General features: G+C 58.6%; 10 protein-coding genes. 6 read left to right on the top strand and 4 right to left on the bottom strand.

The window, feature by feature from the left end; all coding sequences use genetic code 11:
* The first annotated feature begins 67 nt into the window (after window positions 1–67).
* The 5 genes from DWV32_RS03980 to DWV32_RS04000 all read left to right on the top strand — a co-directional run bounded on the left by DWV32_RS03980 (window position 68) and on the right by DWV32_RS04000 (window position 10,452).
* The gene (locus tag DWV32_RS03980) at window positions 68–1,711 is read left to right on the top strand and encodes an ATP-binding protein (RefSeq protein ID WP_117757276.1); all 1,644 of its coding nucleotides are present in this window, start codon (window positions 68–70) and stop codon (window positions 1,709–1,711) included.
* A gap of 2 nt (window positions 1,712–1,713) precedes the next feature.
* Entirely contained in the window at window positions 1,714–2,667 is a 954-nt protein-coding gene (locus DWV32_RS03985) for a MoxR family ATPase (RefSeq protein ID WP_117757277.1), read from the top strand.
* Window positions 2,668–2,702: 35 nt separating this feature from the next.
* Complete coding sequence (locus DWV32_RS03990; protein ID WP_117757278.1) at window positions 2,703–3,875, top strand: DUF58 domain-containing protein; 1,173 nt, start codon at window positions 2,703–2,705, stop codon at window positions 3,873–3,875.
* 1 nt (window position 3,876) lies between these two features.
* On the top strand, window positions 3,877–6,189 hold the full coding sequence (locus DWV32_RS03995; protein WP_158566054.1) for a transglutaminase domain-containing protein: 2,313 nt from the start codon (window positions 3,877–3,879) through the stop codon (window positions 6,187–6,189).
* Between the two features lie 159 nt (window positions 6,190–6,348).
* Complete coding sequence (locus DWV32_RS04000) at window positions 6,349–10,452, top strand: leucine-rich repeat protein (RefSeq protein ID WP_147346210.1); 4,104 nt, start codon at window positions 6,349–6,351, stop codon at window positions 10,450–10,452.
* A gap of 5 nt (window positions 10,453–10,457) precedes the next feature.
* Here the strand turns inward: DWV32_RS04000 and DWV32_RS04005 are convergent, their stop codons facing one another.
* Together DWV32_RS04005 and DWV32_RS04010 are read right to left on the bottom strand one after the other, a co-directional pair.
* The gene (locus tag DWV32_RS04005) at window positions 10,458–11,186 is read right to left on the bottom strand and encodes a uracil-DNA glycosylase (RefSeq protein ID WP_117757281.1); all 729 of its coding nucleotides are present in this window, start codon (window positions 11,184–11,186) and stop codon (window positions 10,458–10,460) included.
* An 86-nt stretch (window positions 11,187–11,272) separates the two neighbouring features.
* Window positions 11,273–12,175 carry a DMT family transporter gene (locus tag DWV32_RS04010; RefSeq protein ID WP_117757282.1) on the bottom strand — a complete coding sequence of 301 codons (903 nt, stop codon included), beginning with the start codon at window positions 12,173–12,175 and terminating at the stop codon, window positions 11,273–11,275.
* Between the two features lie 158 nt (window positions 12,176–12,333).
* Here DWV32_RS04010 and DWV32_RS04015 point away from each other — a divergent pair, with 158 nt between their 5' ends.
* The gene (locus tag DWV32_RS04015; protein WP_117757283.1) at window positions 12,334–13,200 is read left to right on the top strand and encodes a LysR family transcriptional regulator; all 867 of its coding nucleotides are present in this window, start codon (window positions 12,334–12,336) and stop codon (window positions 13,198–13,200) included.
* Between the two features lie 27 nt (window positions 13,201–13,227).
* On the opposite strand, the gene DWV32_RS04020 is transcribed toward DWV32_RS04015, so the two are convergent.
* Together DWV32_RS04020 and DWV32_RS04025 are read right to left on the bottom strand one after the other, a co-directional pair.
* The gene (locus DWV32_RS04020) at window positions 13,228–14,610 is read right to left on the bottom strand and encodes an MATE family efflux transporter (protein WP_117757284.1); all 1,383 of its coding nucleotides are present in this window, start codon (window positions 14,608–14,610) and stop codon (window positions 13,228–13,230) included.
* Window positions 14,611–14,791: 181 nt separating this feature from the next.
* Complete coding sequence (locus DWV32_RS04025; protein ID WP_199576985.1) at window positions 14,792–17,737, bottom strand: response regulator; 2,946 nt, start codon at window positions 17,735–17,737, stop codon at window positions 14,792–14,794.
* Window positions 17,738–17,741 lie beyond the last annotated feature (4 nt).

Genomic DNA, 17,741 nt, shown 5'->3' on the forward strand with positions numbered 1-17,741 from the left:
GGGTATTATCTCTGTAAAGTGCCTTTGAGTTGGTAGACTAAACCCCGAAATATGAAAAGGGGGCATATTGGGGCTGTTCGGTTCACACGAGAAGCGCGACGCGGACCGAGCGCGTCGACTGTTTGAAGAGGCGCTTGCGCAGCAAGGGCCCAACGTTGCGCTGGTCTTGCGTGCCAGCGACTGTCTTCCGCTCTATATCACCCCAAATTTTGAACGCGTCTTTGGCGTATCGCCCGAGCGTATTGGCGACGACATCGAGACGCTGTACCGTTTTATTCCCGATAGCGACCGTGTTCGCATACAGCGACAGGTGAGGGACTGGGACCACGCGACTCCGCTGAACCTTCTGTGCTCCTACCATGCGCCCCATGGAGAAAAAACGCAGCTCAGCATTAGGTTTACGATTGCGCTCATTCAAGACGGCACGCAGTACCTGGTTTCTGCAGTCGATGTGACGACCGAAAACGAGCGTATCGCCAAAGCGGAGTCCGAGCGCGATCGCGCCGTCGAGACCGCCAACGCGCGCACGGACTATATGAACCAGATGAGCCACGAGATCCGCACGCCGCTCAATGGCATCGAGGGCATGATTTCGCTTGCCCGCGAGCATCATGCAGATGAGCCTCGCCTGATGGACGACTTGTCTCGCGCCTCGCAGCTTTCGGCCTACTTGCTTTCGCTTATCAACGATATGCTCGATATGAGCCGCCTCAACAGCGGGCGCGTGCGCCTTGACGATGCGCCGTTTGATATGCGTCTGTTTGCCGACGAGATCGAGCGCATGTTTAGCTCGCAGGCAGCCGACAAAGGGCTTACGTACTCGGTCAATCTGGAGGACTGCGAAAACGTTTTTGTCGTGGGCGACCGCATGCGCCTGTCGCAGATCGTCATCAACTTTATCTCCAATGCGGTCAAGTTTACCGAGCAGGGCGGCAGCGTTACCGTGACTCTGCGCGAGATGTACCAGGCAGACGGCGGCGTGAGCTATATGCTGCGCGTGCGCGACACGGGCAAGGGTATGGATCCTCGCTACGTCAGCAAAATCTTTAAGCCGTTTGAGCAGGAGGACCGCACCATCGCGCGCCGCTACGGCGGAACGGGCCTGGGCATGGCCATTACGAGCGCGCTCGTCGACCTGATGGGCGGCGAGATCGTCGTCGATACCGAGCCCGGTCGTGGCTCAACGTTTTCGGCCTACATCCCGCTGCGCCTGGCCACGTCCGAGCAGGTTGAGGACCTTAAACTCAAAGGGCAGACGCTCGAGACGGCGTCCGATTCCATGGGGTCGTCGTTTACCTACCAGTTTGAGGGCAAGCGATTCCTGCTGGCCGAGGATAACGAAATCAATGCCATGATCGTGATTGAGCTGCTGGCAAGACGAGGCGCGGCGGTCGATCGTGCCGAGAACGGTCAGGCGGTCGTCGAGCGATTCCGGAGCATGCCCGTGGGCACGTACGATGCGATCCTCATGGATATTCAGATGCCCGTGCTGAACGGCTGGGAAGCGGCGGAGCGGATTCGAGGGCTCGATCGTGAGGACGCCGGCGCCATTCCCATCATTGCGCTTTCTGCCAATGACTACACCGAGGACGTTGAGCGCTCGCGCAGTGTGGGCATGAACGGACATGTGGGCAAGCCCATCGATCTGAACGTTTTGAAAGCACAGCTGGCGGCCGCGACGGCCGAGGCAGCTTACCGAGGAAATGAGTAACCGTGATTGTCGAACAGTCCAACAGCATCATCAACGAAGTGAGCCGCGCCCTGCTGGGCAAGCGCGATGTGATCGAGAAAGCTCTCATGGCCATCTATGCCGGCGGCCACATCCTGCTGGAGGATGTGCCCGGTACCGGCAAGACGACGCTGGCCCTGGCGCTTTCGCGCGCGCTGGGTCTGGACTTTAAGCGTGTGCAATTTACGCCCGATACGCTGCCCTCGGACATTACGGGCTTTACGATGTTCGACCGCGACTCCGGTACGTTTCGCTTTGTGTGGGGCGCCGTCAACTGCAACATGCTGCTGGGCGACGAGATTAACCGTACCAGCGCTAAGACGCAGTCGGCCCTGCTCGAGGTTATGGAAGAGCGCGCGGTGACTATCGACGGGCAGACGCATCAGGTCCCGCGTCCCTTTGTGTGTATCGCAACCGAGAACCCGGTGGGCTCGGCGGGCACGCAACCGCTGCCCGATAGCCAGCTCGATCGCTTTATGGTTCGTCTGTCCGTTGGCTATCCGTCGCGCCAGGACCAGATCGATATCCTCAAGGCCCGTCGCTATGTCAACCCGCTCGACGACATTAAGCCCATGGTTGCCTGCGATGATCTGCTCGATATCCAAAACTACCTGGGCAATGTACAGGTTGCCGACACGGTGCTGGATTATATCGTCCGCCTGTGCGAGGAGACCCGTAATGACGATCTTGTCGAGCTGGGCGTGAGCCCCCGCGGCATTATCGCGCTCACCCGCATGGCGCGCGCCTGCGCATTGATTCGTGAGCGCGACTATGTGGTGCCCGAGGACGTGCGCGAGGTATTTAAGGCTGTTTGCGCCCACCGTCTCGTTTTACGCCCCCAGGCGCGTATTGAATCGATTGGCGCCGCCGACGTCCTCGACCGCATCCTCGCTGCCGTTCCCGCCCCGTCTATGGGTCAGGTTCGCGGCCGCTCGTAGCGGATCGTTTACCTTTTGCGTCCTACGTTACGCCCATGAATGCCAACAAGATTACCTATATCGTGTCCGTCGCGCTCCTGCTCGCCACGTTTGTGTTTACCGCCAATGCGGCCGCGCTCGCTGCTGCCGCGGCGTTGATCGCCATGCCCGTGATTACGGTGGCGGCGTGCCGTTCGAGCGTTGCCCTGCTCAAGCTTAGCTTTGAGCTTCCCCGGTCGTGTGTTGTCAACGCGCCTCTTGTATTGCGCATCACACTGGATCGCCCGCTTATGTTTCGCGGTCGTATGGAGCTGTCGTTTTCGGTTTATAACCAGCTGACGGGAGCGCGGACAGTCTATCCCGTAAGTCTTGCCCCCGCGACGGGCAGGCCCGCTTTGTTTGAGCTGGAGCTCGATTCGACCGTCTGCGGTGCGCACACGATTACCCTTGACACCGCGCGCCTGGTCGATGAGATGGGCTTTACGTCGCTTGCTCTCGAGAATGCAGACTTTCATGGGTTGTTTACGGTCTATCCCGAGGTGCTCGACATCCAGGTTGTTCCTAACCAAAGTGCTTCTGCCGGTCTTGAGGGCACGAGCTACGATCCCCATCGAAGCGGCCAAGATGCCTCCGAGGTCTTTGACATAAGGCCCTATCACGAGGGTGATGCCGTTAAGTCGATTCACTGGAAGCTGTCGACGCGTTTTGACGACATGCTGGTGCGCGAGGCTTCGCGCCCACAAGACCACGCTATTGCCATCTTGTTTGGTGCGTTTGCGTGCGATTTTGAGCACGCAAGCCACGCTGAGGTTCTTTCTGCGGTGCTGGGTTTTACCGCATCGATATCGCTGGCGCTTATGCGTCAGGGATGCCATCATGTGGTCGTGGCTGCCCCCGAAGGCTCTTTGGCTGTCTATCCCGTTGATGACCGACGTGGGTTCAATAGGATGCTTGATGCTTTGACGGCAACGCCGCTTGGCCCTGCCTATCCAACATCGCACGAGCACTATGCCAAGCTCGTGGCAGCAAAGGGCATTGGCAAAACGGTGCTGGTAACGGTGGGCGTCGATGAACAGGCCTATATCGAGATAAGCCGTCTGACCGATCTATCGGTACTCCATGTGTCGGATTCGGTCGAGTCGTATAGCATCGAGCACGGAGCCAACTACATCATCACGCATTGCCCGGTATCGAGTGATTCGGCCCGTATCAAGAGTCTGGAGCTCTAAGATGAACTTTGTGACTCTTACCTCGACGGAGCGCATCGCTTCGAATGGTCGCGTTGTTGCCATGTTCCTGTCGGTGGCTCCTGCGGTTTTATTGTCTGCGGGCTTCTGCTGCACAATTGCTCGGTGCCTGAGTGCAACGTGCATGGGGATAATGCTGGCCGTTGCCGTTGGCGTGGCCGTTGCGCTGGGCGCTTTGGGCGTTTTGATGGCTTCGAAAAAGGCTCCCCTCCGGATTGCCTTGGCTGCGGCGTCCGTAGCGCTTTTATGTGCGCTCTTGATTCCTTCGGCACGCTGGGGCTTCTATGCGTGCGTCAATACCGTTATCGCTCGCGTCAACTCGATCTGTGAGCTGTATATTCCATTGGTGGCAGACGCCGGTCTGCTGTGTGAAGCCGTGTCGCTGGCGGTGCTCGCCGGCATGTTTGCCGGCTCACTCGCCTGGCTTTTTGCCAACTTGAGCGTTTCGTGGCCCACGCTCTTAATCATCGTTATCTGCGGCTCGGCTTCCATGGCGCTGCAGCTTGGTGATTCTGCGATGTCTATGACGCTGGGCGTTGCGGGCTGGCTTGTCCAGTGCCGTGCTGACGAGTTGCGGGGCTCTACGGTAGGTTTGCCCCAGGTTCTATTTGGTCTTGGCGGCCTGTGCGTTGCATGCGGCGTTCTCTTTGCACTGACCGTTGCCCTTGTACAACCTCTTCCCGCGTTGTCCACCCTGTCGGCGTCTGCCGTCAGAGCAGTCCGGGGCGTTCGATTTGGGGACGATTCGCTGCCCGAGGGCGACCTTTCGCAAGCGGCGGACATGAACGAAGGCGAGTCCACGACGCTGTCGCTTGCCGCCAGCAAGACGCTCGGCGACGATCTGCTCATGAAGGGCTTTGTGGGCACGACGTTTGATGGCATGTCTTGGGGGCGCGGCGACTGGATGTCCTACGAGGGTGAATGGTCCGGCATGCGTGATTGGCTGCGCCAGAACGGTTTGACGGTAGCCGAGCAGCGCGCCGCGTTTGACGCCGAGGCCGAGCGCGAGGGTGGCGAGCCTGTCGAGGCGGTCGAGATTTCGGTCGATGCGTCGGGCGCCAACCGCAGATACACCTATGCTCCCTATACGCTGCGCTCGCTGGGCGGTACCGGTGCAATGTTGACGGCCTCGACGATGCTAAGCATGGACCTTTTGCCGTCTAAGGCGTATCGCGTGATTGTCGATAACGTGCCGGTGGATGACGTCATTGCAGATTCGAGCTGGCTGGCGTCCTCCAAGAGCGACTATGCAAAAAGCGAGCGGGTGTACGCCGCTTTTGTTCGCGATAATTACTTGGACGTTCGCGAAGAGGAGCGGGATGCCATCGATGCATACCTGTTCTCGAGCGACAGCTGGGATGCTGGGGCGACTGTTTCGGATACAGCCGTGATCAGTCGCGTGCGCACGATGTTGGCTTCGCTTGCGGGGCAGACGGATAACCCGCCAGCCTATACCGGGGCGATGTCGTTTGTCGCGTGGTTCTTGGGCACGGCGCACGAGGGCAACTCTGCTTACTTTGCCACGGCGGCGACGCTCGCGTTTCGATCTCAGGGAATTCCCGCACGCTATGTCGAGGGCTATCGGGCAACAGATGATCAGCTGACCGCTGCTGTTGGGGCAGGCGTGGCGCTCAACTTGACGGCTGCCGATGCGCACGCATGGACCGAGATCTACCTTGACGGTCAGGGATGGACGCCCGTGGAGGTCACCCCTGGATACTATAGCCAGACGCTCGATGCCGATAAGATTATCGATGTGGGCGAGGCATGGAGCAACGGCGCCAACGATAAGACGCTCGATGCGGGCTCGGTCGCTGGACAGGCCGAGGATAAGCATCGCGAGGATGTGCCGGTAATGCATAACATCCCCGTTGTGGCCAAGGTTGGGGTCAGTTTGATCGGCACGGCGATCGCCGCCCTGCTCGCTCTGTTTGTTCGCAGGTTTGTCTTGCGCGCTCGGCGCACGCGGGCTATCGAGAGCGATGAGCAGGATATATGCGTGCCGGCGCTCTACGGCTATCTTGCCCTTGTGATGAACCAAAGCGGTCTCGACGCCTTTGACGAGACCAAGCCGCTCGATTGCCTGGACACCTTTGCCGCGGTGTTCCCCCAGATCGACCCGTGGGAATACCGCCGAGCGATTCAACTCCATCAAGCCTATGCGTTTGGTGGGCGCCAGCTTAAGCCAAACGAGTTGCGCACGCTCCGTCGTTTTACCGAACGCCTGCATCGGAGCATGCCGGCTCCGCAAACTGTTATTGAACGCTTCCGCCGCTACATGCTGCACGCGTTGTAGAGGGAGTAGGTCTACGTGTTTTCTAAATATCCTCAACATATGGCTTCGCACAAGAACGCGGCGTCGGCCAAATTAAAAGGCCCGCGGAATGCGTCCGCGCGCGTTCAGCATGCCGCTAAAAATATGTATCGCGCCAAGCCTTTGGCTGCAACGCGCGTTGTGGCAGCGGCGGTTTCGGTTGCTGCGGTCGGCGTATTTGGCGCGGTCGCCTTTGAGTTGGCTCAGAGTAACCTGAGCTTCGATCCTTCGGGGTATATCGCTGCATACAGTCACGGTGACGCGGAGTCCGGCGAGGCGTATCGGATCAGTCCGCTCTCGACGGATGCCGAGGCAAATCGTCATGACGAGGATAGCGACAGCCGGGACACGAGCGCACGTGAGCAGCAGGCGCGGCTCGATAATGCGCAGGGACAGGTAAATCTGACGGGGCAAAGCGGCACGACCGCCTACAACGTTACCGGCAGCGCCGATGGAACGGGCGTAGGAGTTGCGGGTGGTTCGGGCAGCGGCGCGGGCGTCGCCGGCGGCTCGGGAGGCGGGCAAAACGTTCCCGTTATCAATGCGGGCGGAGCATCTGGCGGCAATGCCGGCGGCGGTGCGGGCGGAAACGGTTCGGGCGGTAACGGCGGTAGTGGCGGCTCGGCCACCTCGACGGCCAATTCCTACAAGTATCTTCTTGCGGACCCCGCGCCCCAAAAGGGTGCCCCCATGGGAGACACAACGTTCTTTACGCAGTTTAACGGTGCAAATGGATTGATCGATCCCCATGAGGTGCAGATTTCACCCATGGAGGATGCAATCTACGATGGGCAGATGCTCGACGCCTGGACGCTGTTCTGCGCCATGGATGTCCACTGGAGTGACGACAAGGGCCTCTACTATCTTGCCTGCACCAAGGACGAGTTCGCCTCGTTTCCGTATCTCCGCATCGACTCGTGGACCAATGCCGCGGGCGAGAAGAATCCGGCGCTGTGCTCGAGCCAGCTGCTCACGGTAAGCGTCTCGCTGCGCTTGTCGCAGGATACGGCGTGGACGACGCGTAACGTTACCATCCAACCGGCGCGGTCGCGCCTGTTTGTGGTCGGCCAGCCCGATTCGATGGGCCAGCGAAGCGTGATTTGGAGCACGCTGAGCTCCAAGGAGAACCTGCTGGGTGTCAACACACAAGAAGCCTTTATGAAGCAGGCGGGCCATGTCGATTCGGAGGGCTACCTCAATGCCTTGTTGCTGGGGTGGCGCGAGAACGAGGCGGCCGTCCCGTATTTCTACACGCTGACACCCGGTCGCCATGTGGTGGTTCCCAGCGACGTCGTGTCCATCGACCCCGCCTACAAGGTGCGTTTTCAGGGTTATGCTCTCGACGAGGACTATCGCTTTGACGACGACCCTACCAGCCTCAATAACTCACGCCTGCAGACGCTTGTCGATGTGGATGAGTCGGTCATGTCGGTCGATGGCGGGGGCGAGACGCTCAGCGTTCCGCAGGGTGTGCAGGCGGTCGACGCCTATACCGACAGTCGTCAGCGTGAAGTCTTTACGTGGCAGATCAACAATCTAGAGCTACCGTCCTCGGTGTACTACGTCAACGTCAATGCGGGCTTTCAGGTGCTCGATGCCTACCGTGTCGCGTCGGATAACCCCGTCTATGCCGCAACGGATGAGGGTATCTTGACCTCTCGCGATGGCAAGGAGTATCTGGGCGTTCCCTACCATACGCGCGAGCTCGATGTTCCCGCCGATATTGCCCATGTCGTCATTCCCGATCGCAATAAGCTCGATCGTATTGTTCTGCACGCGTCCAAAGAGGGCGAGTTGCCCCAGATTGACGTGAGCAATCTGCAGGACTGCACCCTGGTCGTCGACGATGCCGCGCTGCTCGATTTTATTACCGAGCACGCGGACGAACTAGAGAATGCCTACGGCGTATACGTGTCGCCCGCGACCAACCCCAGTGTCCAGCTCACGTACTCACAGGGGCTGGTGTACAACATTAATTCGCAGCTCAAAAGCGACCTGTGCTATGTGCTCGATACGGGTTCCAATATTGCCCTGGTGCAGATTTCCAACACCATCAAGAAGGGTGCCTTTGCGGGCAACACTTCGGTGGACACGCTGGTACTCATGCCGTGGTTTGACGATAAGGTGACGCTCGAGGACGGCAGTCTTGAGGGCGGTTCCGTGCGGACCATCGTGTGCGCAACCGATGAGCAGGTCGCGTATGTCGAACAGCGCAAGGCTGCCGCCGGTGCACCCGATGCGCGCGTGATTAAGATGAGCCTGTCTCAAGACGGATACTTGTATTATGCCAACGCCGACAAGACGATTTTGCTGTCCGCTGCAGGCGATGAGGATGGCAACCTGTCCGCGACCTTTGACGGCACCTTGCTTGCGGATGGCGGCAAGCAGCTCCAAGTAGATTCCATCGCACCGTATGCTTTCTCGGGCGATGCGGAGCTCAGGTTTGTCAATCTGGGCGAGAAGACGAGTACCATCGGCCGTAACGCGTTTGAGAACTGCCAAAACCTTCAAGGTGTGTTTATCGGCACGCCCGATAGCATTGAGGTGGGTGCCGATGTCTTTAAGGGCTGCACGGGCCTGGGCTTTGTGGCGTCGCGTGCTAAAAAGGCTGTCTTTGCCACGACCGAGAATCCCAATCCGGCCGGCTGCACCTGGTATGCGCCCGATGGCGAGCTGCAGGGCTACGACAGCCGCTTTGTCACTGTCGACGGCATTTACGATTTTGCTTGCGATGCCCAAAGCGACGACGCGCCCCTTCTCTACGGCTATTACGATGGCGACGAGGAAGGCAAGCCAAGCATCCTGCTCGGTGCGCCCTCGATGCTCAACGGTACGATTGAGCTGCTGCCGAGTACGATTGAGATCTTTGGCGGCTATTCCTTGTCTGGCGCCAAGGACCTGCCTGGTGCCTTTGAGGGGACCGGAGGCGCGTGGGATGTCGATTGGGCTTCGGCTCCCAATCTGGCATATATCGATCGCTATGCCTTCAGGAATTCCGGCATCGCCGGCGACCTGAACATCGATCTTCCCGATAACGATATCTACGTCGGCGTGTCGGCGTTCGAAGGCTGTACGAATCTTGTCTCGGCGTCTGTGCACGCGGCAACGATCGAAATCAGCGACCAGGCATTCATGGACTGCCCGAGGCTCGCGAGTGCATCGTTTGTGGCGGATACCAATGGCGACTACGACGCAGCTACGGGTGCGGGCTCTCGAAACTACCTGGCGTCATCGGTGTTTGGCAATGATGCCGCCTTTACGAACTTGACCGTCGGTACCGGTATCGCGACGCTGGGCTATCCATCGCCGGGTGTGGGTTTCTTCTTGGACGGCGCAACCGATGCCCAAGAAGAGGCCAGCCGCATTCACCTGTCGTTGCCCAGCGGCATGGAGCAGGACTACCTCAATGCATGGGTCTACGGACTCATTGGCTACGACGACTACGACACGTATTATGGCGTTGTGGAATTTGGCATGCTTTCCGATTGGTTCATGGGGGAGGGTCCAGAGCCGACGGCCGATGCGGTTAGGGCGCAGATGGCTCAGAACCTATTGCAGCCCGAGAATCGCCTGCGAACCATGATGGGGCTGCCGTTGGTCGAGGCTTCTACGGTTATCCAGGCGGACGGCGATGCGTTCGAGAGCGATGAATGGAAGATCGAGGACAGCGGTGACGGTACCGCCACGCTGGTCTCGGCGCCGTCCGATATCGAGCGTGCCGATTTAGCGAGTGTGTTGACGGGACCGACCGTAATCGACTCGAATGCCTTCTCGCACTGCTCGAACCTCATCGAGATTGAGCTGTGCGATAAGGTGGTCGGCATCCAGAGCGGTGCGTTTGCGGGCTGCAGCGGCGTGACGGTGACGCTGCCTACTGGCTGTCTGCTGCCGGAGTTGCTGGGCGGGATGGAGAGCATGCCGTTCTCGTTTGGCGGCAACGTGGCGCTCAATATTGCCGAGGCCGATCGCGAGCCGCTGCTCAAGACGTGGTCTCGTCAGATGGTGGGGGTTGCCACAGACGACGAGGAGGCCGACTACGTTGAGAGCAAGTGGTTCGGCAACGTCAACATGGATACGTTTGAGTCGCCGACGTTCGATGTGCTCAATAAGGCCGTAAATGAGCCCATCATGGAGTGCGAGAATCGCTTGCGCTCGCTGATGGGCATGGAGGCCATAAGCGATATCGGCGAGCTCGGCGGCCCCATTGATATCAATAAGTATCCGCAATATTGGATCGCCGGCTAGGCAGGTTATGAAGCGAGGCAGCCCCAGTCGATGGGGCTGCTGCCGTTTTGCTCGAGCAATTCATTGGCTGCCGAGAAGGGACGCGACCCCATAAAAGCGGGGAGTTCTGCCGTGGCACGGTTGGCCGAAAGCGGCGAGGGGTGCGTGGAGGCAAGGCAGAACTTGCCGCCCGCCTTGCCCGCGCCGGTCGCGGCGAGCTTGCCCTCGACCATCTGCTGGGCAAAGCGGCCCCATGCCAAAAAGACGACCGGCTGGGGCAGCTGACAGCAGCGTTCGATAACGTAGTCGGTGAGCGTGCTCCAGCCCAGCTTGGCGTGCGAGTTCGCGGCATGTTCGCGCACGGTGAGCGTCGTGTTGAGAAGCAGGACGCCCTGTTGTGCCCAGGGGGTTAGGTCTCCCGTGGCGGGAATGGGGCAGCCCAGATCGGCGTTGAGTTCCTTATAGATGTTGCGCAGGCTCGGCGGCAACTTGGTTTGCGTCGCAGGCACCGAGAACGACAGCCCCATGGCCTGGTTGGGCCCGTGATAGGGGTCTTGGCCCAGGATGACTACCTTGACCAGGTCGGCCGGCGTGTAGGCGAGGGCATTGAGGATGTCGTCTTGTGCCGGGTAGATGGTCTGCTCGGCACGCAGAAGGGCGATGCGCTCGAGTAGCTGGTTCGTAGTGTCACGTACCGGCTGCGGCGCATCGCCCAACCAAGTTGCTATGTTGCGGTCGCGAGTTGCAGCGTCCATGGAACTCCTTTAGGGCAGATGCTTTGTCGGCATCTATTGTAAAGGCGTCAGAGACCTTTATGCCGCGGCTGTATGAGGAGTGGGGTCTACGAGACGTGCTCGGGCGCTGCCGCCATATGAGCATGCCCATGTGCGCGAAGGCGCGGAAGCTCGACAGTTGCCACCATGACGCCGGTGAGGATGAGGGCAGCGCCAAGGAAGGCGATAGGGCTCAGGACCTCGCCGACCAGGAAAAACGAGAAGACGGCGGAGCAGACCGGCTCGAGCGAGAAGGCGAAGCCAGTGGTTTCGGCAGGTACGTGGGGCTGCACGAGCGTCTGGGTGATAAAGCCGTAGGCAGAGCAGATGAGTGCGAGTGCAACGATAACGACGATCTCGCTCGGCGTGCTGGGAAGCGTGAAGCCGCCAAAGGTAAATGCGGCGATACCCGAGAACAAGCCGCCGAAGCCCAGCTGCCAAACGCCCAGAGCCAGCGGATCGACTTCTTCGACAAAGCGCTTGGCGATGATAATGTGGCCGGCATAGATAAAGGCCGAGAGCAGCATGATGATCGCGCCGGGATTCAGGCTGGTAAAGTCGGCGCCCGAGAGCAGCAACATGCCGCAGGTGACGATGCCGGTGCCGATGAGCACCTTGCGCTCGGGAGCGCGACGCAGCAGGGCCGCGTTGGCAAACGGCACGATTACGACCGTCAGGCTCTGCAAAAAGCCGGCGGTGGAGGCGGAGGTGAGGCTGGAGCCCAGGCACATGCAGGTGATCTCGGTTGCCATGATGGCGCCGATGATGGCGGCGCGGACCATCAGGTCACGGTTGATGCGCACCGCGTGCTTGTGGAAGAGCAGCAGGCAGGCCGCAAAGGCGATGATGCAGCGCAGCGCGACGATGCTCGTGGCGTTCATGCTGTCCATGCCGATCTTCATGAGGGGGTACGAAAAGCCCCATGCGACGGGAACGGAAAATGAGAGCGCGATTGCTTTTTTGCGATCCATGGGACTCCTTTTGTTACAGAACGGTTTCGCAAAAAGGATTCTGCTCCCAGATATGGATGTAGTAAAGCGAATGTATCTTCAGTATGATTAAGAAATACTAATGTTGGAAGAAAAAGCCCTGGCAAAACGTTTTACGGCTACATCGATGTGGAGGCACGATGGCATCGCGGTATCAGATTGTATGTATGGTGGTCGATTGCGGCAGCCTGAAACGTGCCGCCGACGAGCTGGGCTATACGCAAAGTGCGGTGAGCCAGGCCGTCAAGGCGCTCGAGCGCGAGCTGGGCACCACGATTATCGAGCGTGGCAAGCAGGGCGTCTCACTGACGCGCGACGGCAAACAGTATCTGCCGTATCTGCGCCAGATCGTTACAGCCGAGGCCGAGCTTGAGGGCAAGCGTCAGGAGTTGCTGGGGCTTTCGTCGACCGACATTCGCATTGCGACGTTTACCAACGTGAGTCGTACTGTGTTGCCGCGTGTGATCCGCGACTTTGGGGCCCTGCATCCGGGCGTGCGCTTTACCCTCAAGCAGGGCGATTACACGCGCAATGCCCAGTGGGTGCACGATGGCATGGTCGACTTTTGCTTTACAGCGCGTGGATTTACCGAGGGGCTCGAGAAACGCGTGGTCTATCACGACGAGCTGGTGGCGCTGTTGCCAGCCGTCCATCCACTGGCGGCAAAGGAAAAGGTGACGCTTGCCGACCTGGCGTCCGAACCGTTTGTGCTGCTGGATGAGGGCGAACAGAGTCTGGTGCTCGATGCGTTTGCCGCGCACGGGCTATCGCCGCATGTGACGAGTGAGGTCACCGATGACTACACCATTATGGCGATGGTGGAGGAGGGCCTCGGTGTGAGCATGCTCTACCGCCGTACCGTCGAGGGCATGCGGGCCGATATTTGTGTGCGCCCCATCGTGCATGCTCCCTCGCGCGACGTCGTGGCGGCTTGGCGCAGCTGGGACACCATGCCTATCGCCACGAGGCGCTTTATCGACTATATGAGCTCGCATATTGTCAATTAATGACTGGCGTGGCGTTGAGTGTGGTGATTAGCGGGCTGTCGCTTTGGCTTGCGCCAGACGGTAGGTGCGTGCCGGATGGCAGAGCAATACCGCCACGACCATAAAGAACGCTGTGGTGCCCAGGCTGATGGGGTAGACCATCATGATGTTCGCAAAGGTGCGGAAGTGCGGGAACACGCAGAATACCCAGTAGAAGCGGATGCCGCAGACACAGATCATGGTGATGAGGGCGGGCATGAGCGAGATGCCAAAGCCGCGCAGGTAGCCGGACATATTCTCGTAGAACATGCTAAAGGCGTATGCCGGGAAGATCGAGCACACACGGATATAGCCGATCGAGACGATGTTGGGGTCGCTGTTGAACAGCGCCAGGATCTCGCGCCCCAGACCGACGATGATGACGATGGTGGTGAGTGCAACGATGCCGCCTTCGACCAGGCAGACCTTGAGCGTCTTGGTGCAGCGGTCGATCTGGCGCGCGCCGTGGTTTTGTCCCACAAAGGTAGTGCAAGCCTGACTAAAGCTGTTGAGCAGGTTGTAACACACATACTCCAGGCTCATGGCAGCGCTGGATGCCGCCATGACCTCGGTGCCCAAGCTGTTGATGGCGGACTGGATGATGATGTTAGCGACGGCAAAGACGGCGCTTTGGATGCCGGCGGGCAGGCCGATCTTAACGATGCGCTTGAGGGCGACGGGGTCTAAGCCTAAGTCGCGTGGGGTGACGCGGACGACGGAATCGGTCTTGAGCAGACGGATAAAGAGCGTGACTGCGCTGACGGTATAGGCGATGGCGGTGGCGACGGCGACACCCGCGACGCCCCAGTGGAGCACGGGGACAAAGATGAGGTCCAGGCCAATGTTGAGGACGGTGGACACGGCAAGCGCCTGCAGCGGCATGCGGGTGATGCCGACGGAGCGGAAGATTGCGGCCTCAAAGTTGTAGAGCAAGATCGAGGGCATGCTGAGCAAAAAGACGCGCAGGTAGAGCGATGCGAGCGGCATGGTTTCGTCAGGGACGTTGAGCGCGGCGAGCATGGGCTCGGCAAAGATCTCGCCCAGCGCGATGACGACAAAGCCCACGAGTGCCATCAGAATCGAGGTATGGACGGCGCGCTTGACCATGTTCTGATCGTTGCGGCCGATGGCGTTGGCGATGACCACGTTGGAGCCAAGCGACAGCCCAATAAACAGGTTGATCATAAGACTGGTAAGCGGAACATTGGAGCCGACCGCCGCCATGGCGAGGGTTCCCTGGTCGCCCGAGAAGTTACCGATGATGACCGTGGCGATGAGGTTCGACAGCTGCTCAAGGATGCTCGTGGCGGCGACGGGAAAGGCGAACAGGGGAATATTGCGCCACAGCGAGCCGGTGGTCATGTCAATGTGCTTGGACGCGGTATCAGTCATACGCTCTCAATCTCTAATATGCGATTCGCTCCTTATTTGCGCAGACGATAATACTCCTATTGGGTAGTCTTTTTGGGACAGGGCTCTTTTAGCTACCCCTGCAGACAACGCGACCGGTTTGGTCGATTAACGGCAGGGCAGCTAAAAGAGCCCCGTCCCAAAAAGACTACCCTGTTCCGAGTTACCTGATCTTGCGTATCTCCTGTACGAGGTCGGTAATCACAATGGGCTTGGACAGGAAGCCGTTCATACCGCTTTCCAAGGCGTTGCGGCGGTCCTCATCAAAGGCATTCGCCGTCATGGCAAGAATGGGGACGCCTGCCAACGCGGGGTTTTCCAGTTCGCGGATGCGGCGGGTGGCGGTGTAGCCGTCCATGATGGGCATCTGCACGTCCATCAGTACCAAATCGTACTGCCCGGGCGCTGCAGAGCTGACCTTATCCACAGCGATAGCGCCGTTTTCGGCGGTGTCGACCTCAAGGCCGTAGGCCTTCATAATCTCCTCGGCAATCTCGCGGTTCAGCTCGTTATCCTCGACAAGCAGAACATGCATGCCCTTGAGGTCGGTGGCATTTTGGGGCAATATGCTCTGCTCCTCTTTCGCCTGTTCCTGCCCGATGACGGTCATCAGCGTGTCGCGCAAGTCGGACATAAACATCGGCTTGGAACAGAACGCCGTGACACCGGCTGCCTTTGCCTCCACCTCAATGTCAGACCAGTCATAGGCGGTCAGGATAATAATGGGCGTATCGTCGTTCAGGGCGCGAATCTGGCGGGTTACCTCAATGCCATTCATATCCGGCAGGCGCCAGTCGATGATATAGGCCTTAAAGGTATCGCCCATCTCGAGGGACTGCCGTGCGCGCAACACGGCCTCCTTGCCGGAAAGCGTCCATTCGGCGCGCATCCCCACCTTGACCAGCATCTTGGTCACGCTGTCGCAGGTGTTGAAATCGTCGTCAACCACCAGCGCCTTCAGCCCTTCCAGCTCGACGATTTTTACCTCCCTACGGCGTTCTGTCTGGGCGCGCAGCGGAACACGGACGATAAATTCAGAGCCTTTTTCCGGCGCGGACTGTACCTCAATGGTGCCGCCCATCATATCTACAATGTTTTTGGTAATGGCCATACCCAACCCAGCGCCCTGTATTCTGCTTACCGTTGAGGAGCGCTCGCGCTCAAAGGGTTCAAATACCTTTTTGGCAAAATCCGGGTCCATACCGATACCGCTGTCCTTGACACGGAACTCATACTGCCCGCATCCGCCGACCTTGCCTGCAAGCTGGCGCACCCGCACCGACACCGTGCCGCCCGCGGGAGTGAACTTGATGGCATTGGACAAAAGGTTCATCAGAATCTGATTGAGCCGGGTCTTGTCGCAATAGATGTCCTCGTCGGTAACATCTATCGCGTCCATATACAATTCCAGTTGCTTTGCGTAAATCTGCCCGCTGACGATGGTTTTAATATCGTGCAGTACATCGGAGAGATTGACCTCGGTTTCGTCCAGCTGTATTTTTCCGCTTTCGATACGGCTCATATCCAAGATGTCATTGATGAGCGAGAGCAGATGGTTGCTGGAGGCAAGGATCTTGGCAAGGTAGTCCTTCACGCGCTCCTTATCGTCCAGATGGCTGACCGCCAGCGTGGTAAAGCCGATGATGGCGTTCATAGGCGTGCGGATATCGTGGGACATGCTGGAAAGGAAGGTGCTCTTGGCGCGGTTGGCGTTTTCGGCGGCGGCAACGGCATCCGAAAGTGCCTGGTTCACCTGCTTGTCGGCGGTGCGGTCAGACAAAACCAGAATGTACTTGGTTTGCCCCTCGACCTCGCTGCCCATGGCGACCACATGGAACCAGCGCCGTTCCCCCGTTTGCTGATGGATATATTCCATATCCCATTCGCGTTGCTCGCCGCCGGCGAGTCCCGCCAGATGGTCTTTGGCAGGTTCGACGGTATCCTTCGGGTGCAGCGTGGCCAGCGTATCGATGTTTTTACGCACGCTCTCCTGCGTCAGTCCCAGCAAGCGTTCCATGTTCGGGCTAATATAATCTGCCTTGTAGGTTTTTGCATCCAGCATCAAAAAGACGTCGTTCACGTTTTGGGACAGTTTCCGGAACAGCTCTTCGCGGTACAAGATTTCGGTATTCTTACGGCGCAGCTTGACGCGGCCCCTGTTAATAACCAGCAGAATGGTCATGAGCGAAAGACCGCCTGTAATGCCCACGATTATTTGTACCGTTCTCTGCCAAAGCTGATTCATACTGGCATTGACGACATCCACGGGGACAAGTTCCACCAAGATCCAGTCCTGGATGCCGGTACTTTCGTACGCCAGATAGTATCTTGTGCTGCCCAGCGTTACCTCATAGTTTCCGCTGGCACCTTTTGCAAAATCATTGGCGAGGTCTTGCACCTGCGCCTCGCTGAGGTCGGAATGTTCGCGCAGCACTGCAAGCAGGTTATAGATGTTTTGCTCGCCCTCTGCGATCTTTTCGATCACGACCTGTCCATCCGGGTAGATGGTATAGATGCTGGCAGTTCCGCTGAACGCCGAATTGCCCACGGCTTTCATCACATCGTCGTTGTAGCGACTGATGGCAATGGCATCGTAGGAAAATCCGCGGTAGACCCCCTTTGTTTCGGGGCAGATAAACACCAGCGTCGGCTTCTGCCCGGGCAAGGCCGCGTTCATCACAACGTCGTTTTGATCGGCAAGCGTCTCGTCAAGGTTGCTCTGCAAACCAAGATAGCCTGTTTCCCCGCGAGGTGTCATGTAGTTGCCGTCATAAGAAAGAAAGTAGAATTCGGCAAAGCCAAGCTCCTGCTTTGCGGATTCCAGATACATCTGAACTCCGTCATCGTCGGGGTTGCTGTCTAAAAAGCCGTTCCACAAATGCAGATAAGAGATGTTTTTGTTGGCGATCATGCTTGGCATGCTGTTGGATTTATGCAGAACTTCCTCTAAATGCGAGGTGCTTTCTTCGTAGACGGTCTTGGACACAAACGAAAGGTACTGTACGCCAAGGCCGATAAAGCACGTTATCGTCAGCACAACGGCGGCAACGGTCAACCCTTTGCGCGGTAAGTGCCATGTTCTTTTAGTTTTACGCTTGTCTACTTCCACGCCG

It is taken from the genome of Collinsella sp. AF04-24 (genome assembly GCF_003465685.1).
In the GTDB taxonomy this organism is placed as follows: Bacteria; Actinomycetota; Coriobacteriia; order Coriobacteriales; family Coriobacteriaceae; genus Collinsella; species Collinsella aerofaciens_AP.

Bases quoted from the DNA above. Each gene is read 5' to 3' on its own strand.
- DWV32_RS03990 (WP_117757278.1), top strand. From the start codon at position 2,703: ATGAATGCCAACAAGATTACCTATATCGTGTCCGTCGCGCTCCTGCTC.
- DWV32_RS03995 (WP_158566054.1), top strand. From the start codon at position 3,877: ATGAACTTTGTGACTCTTACCTCGACGGAGCGCATCGCTTCGAATGGT.
- DWV32_RS04005 (WP_117757281.1), bottom strand. From the start codon at position 11,186: ATGGACGCTGCAACTCGCGACCGCAACATAGCAACTTGGTTGGGCGAT.
- DWV32_RS04010 (WP_117757282.1), bottom strand. From the start codon at position 12,175: ATGGATCGCAAAAAAGCAATCGCGCTCTCATTTTCCGTTCCCGTCGCA.
- DWV32_RS04015 (WP_117757283.1), top strand. From the start codon at position 12,334: ATGGCATCGCGGTATCAGATTGTATGTATGGTGGTCGATTGCGGCAGC.
- DWV32_RS04020 (WP_117757284.1), bottom strand. From the start codon at position 14,610: ATGACTGATACCGCGTCCAAGCACATTGACATGACCACCGGCTCGCTG.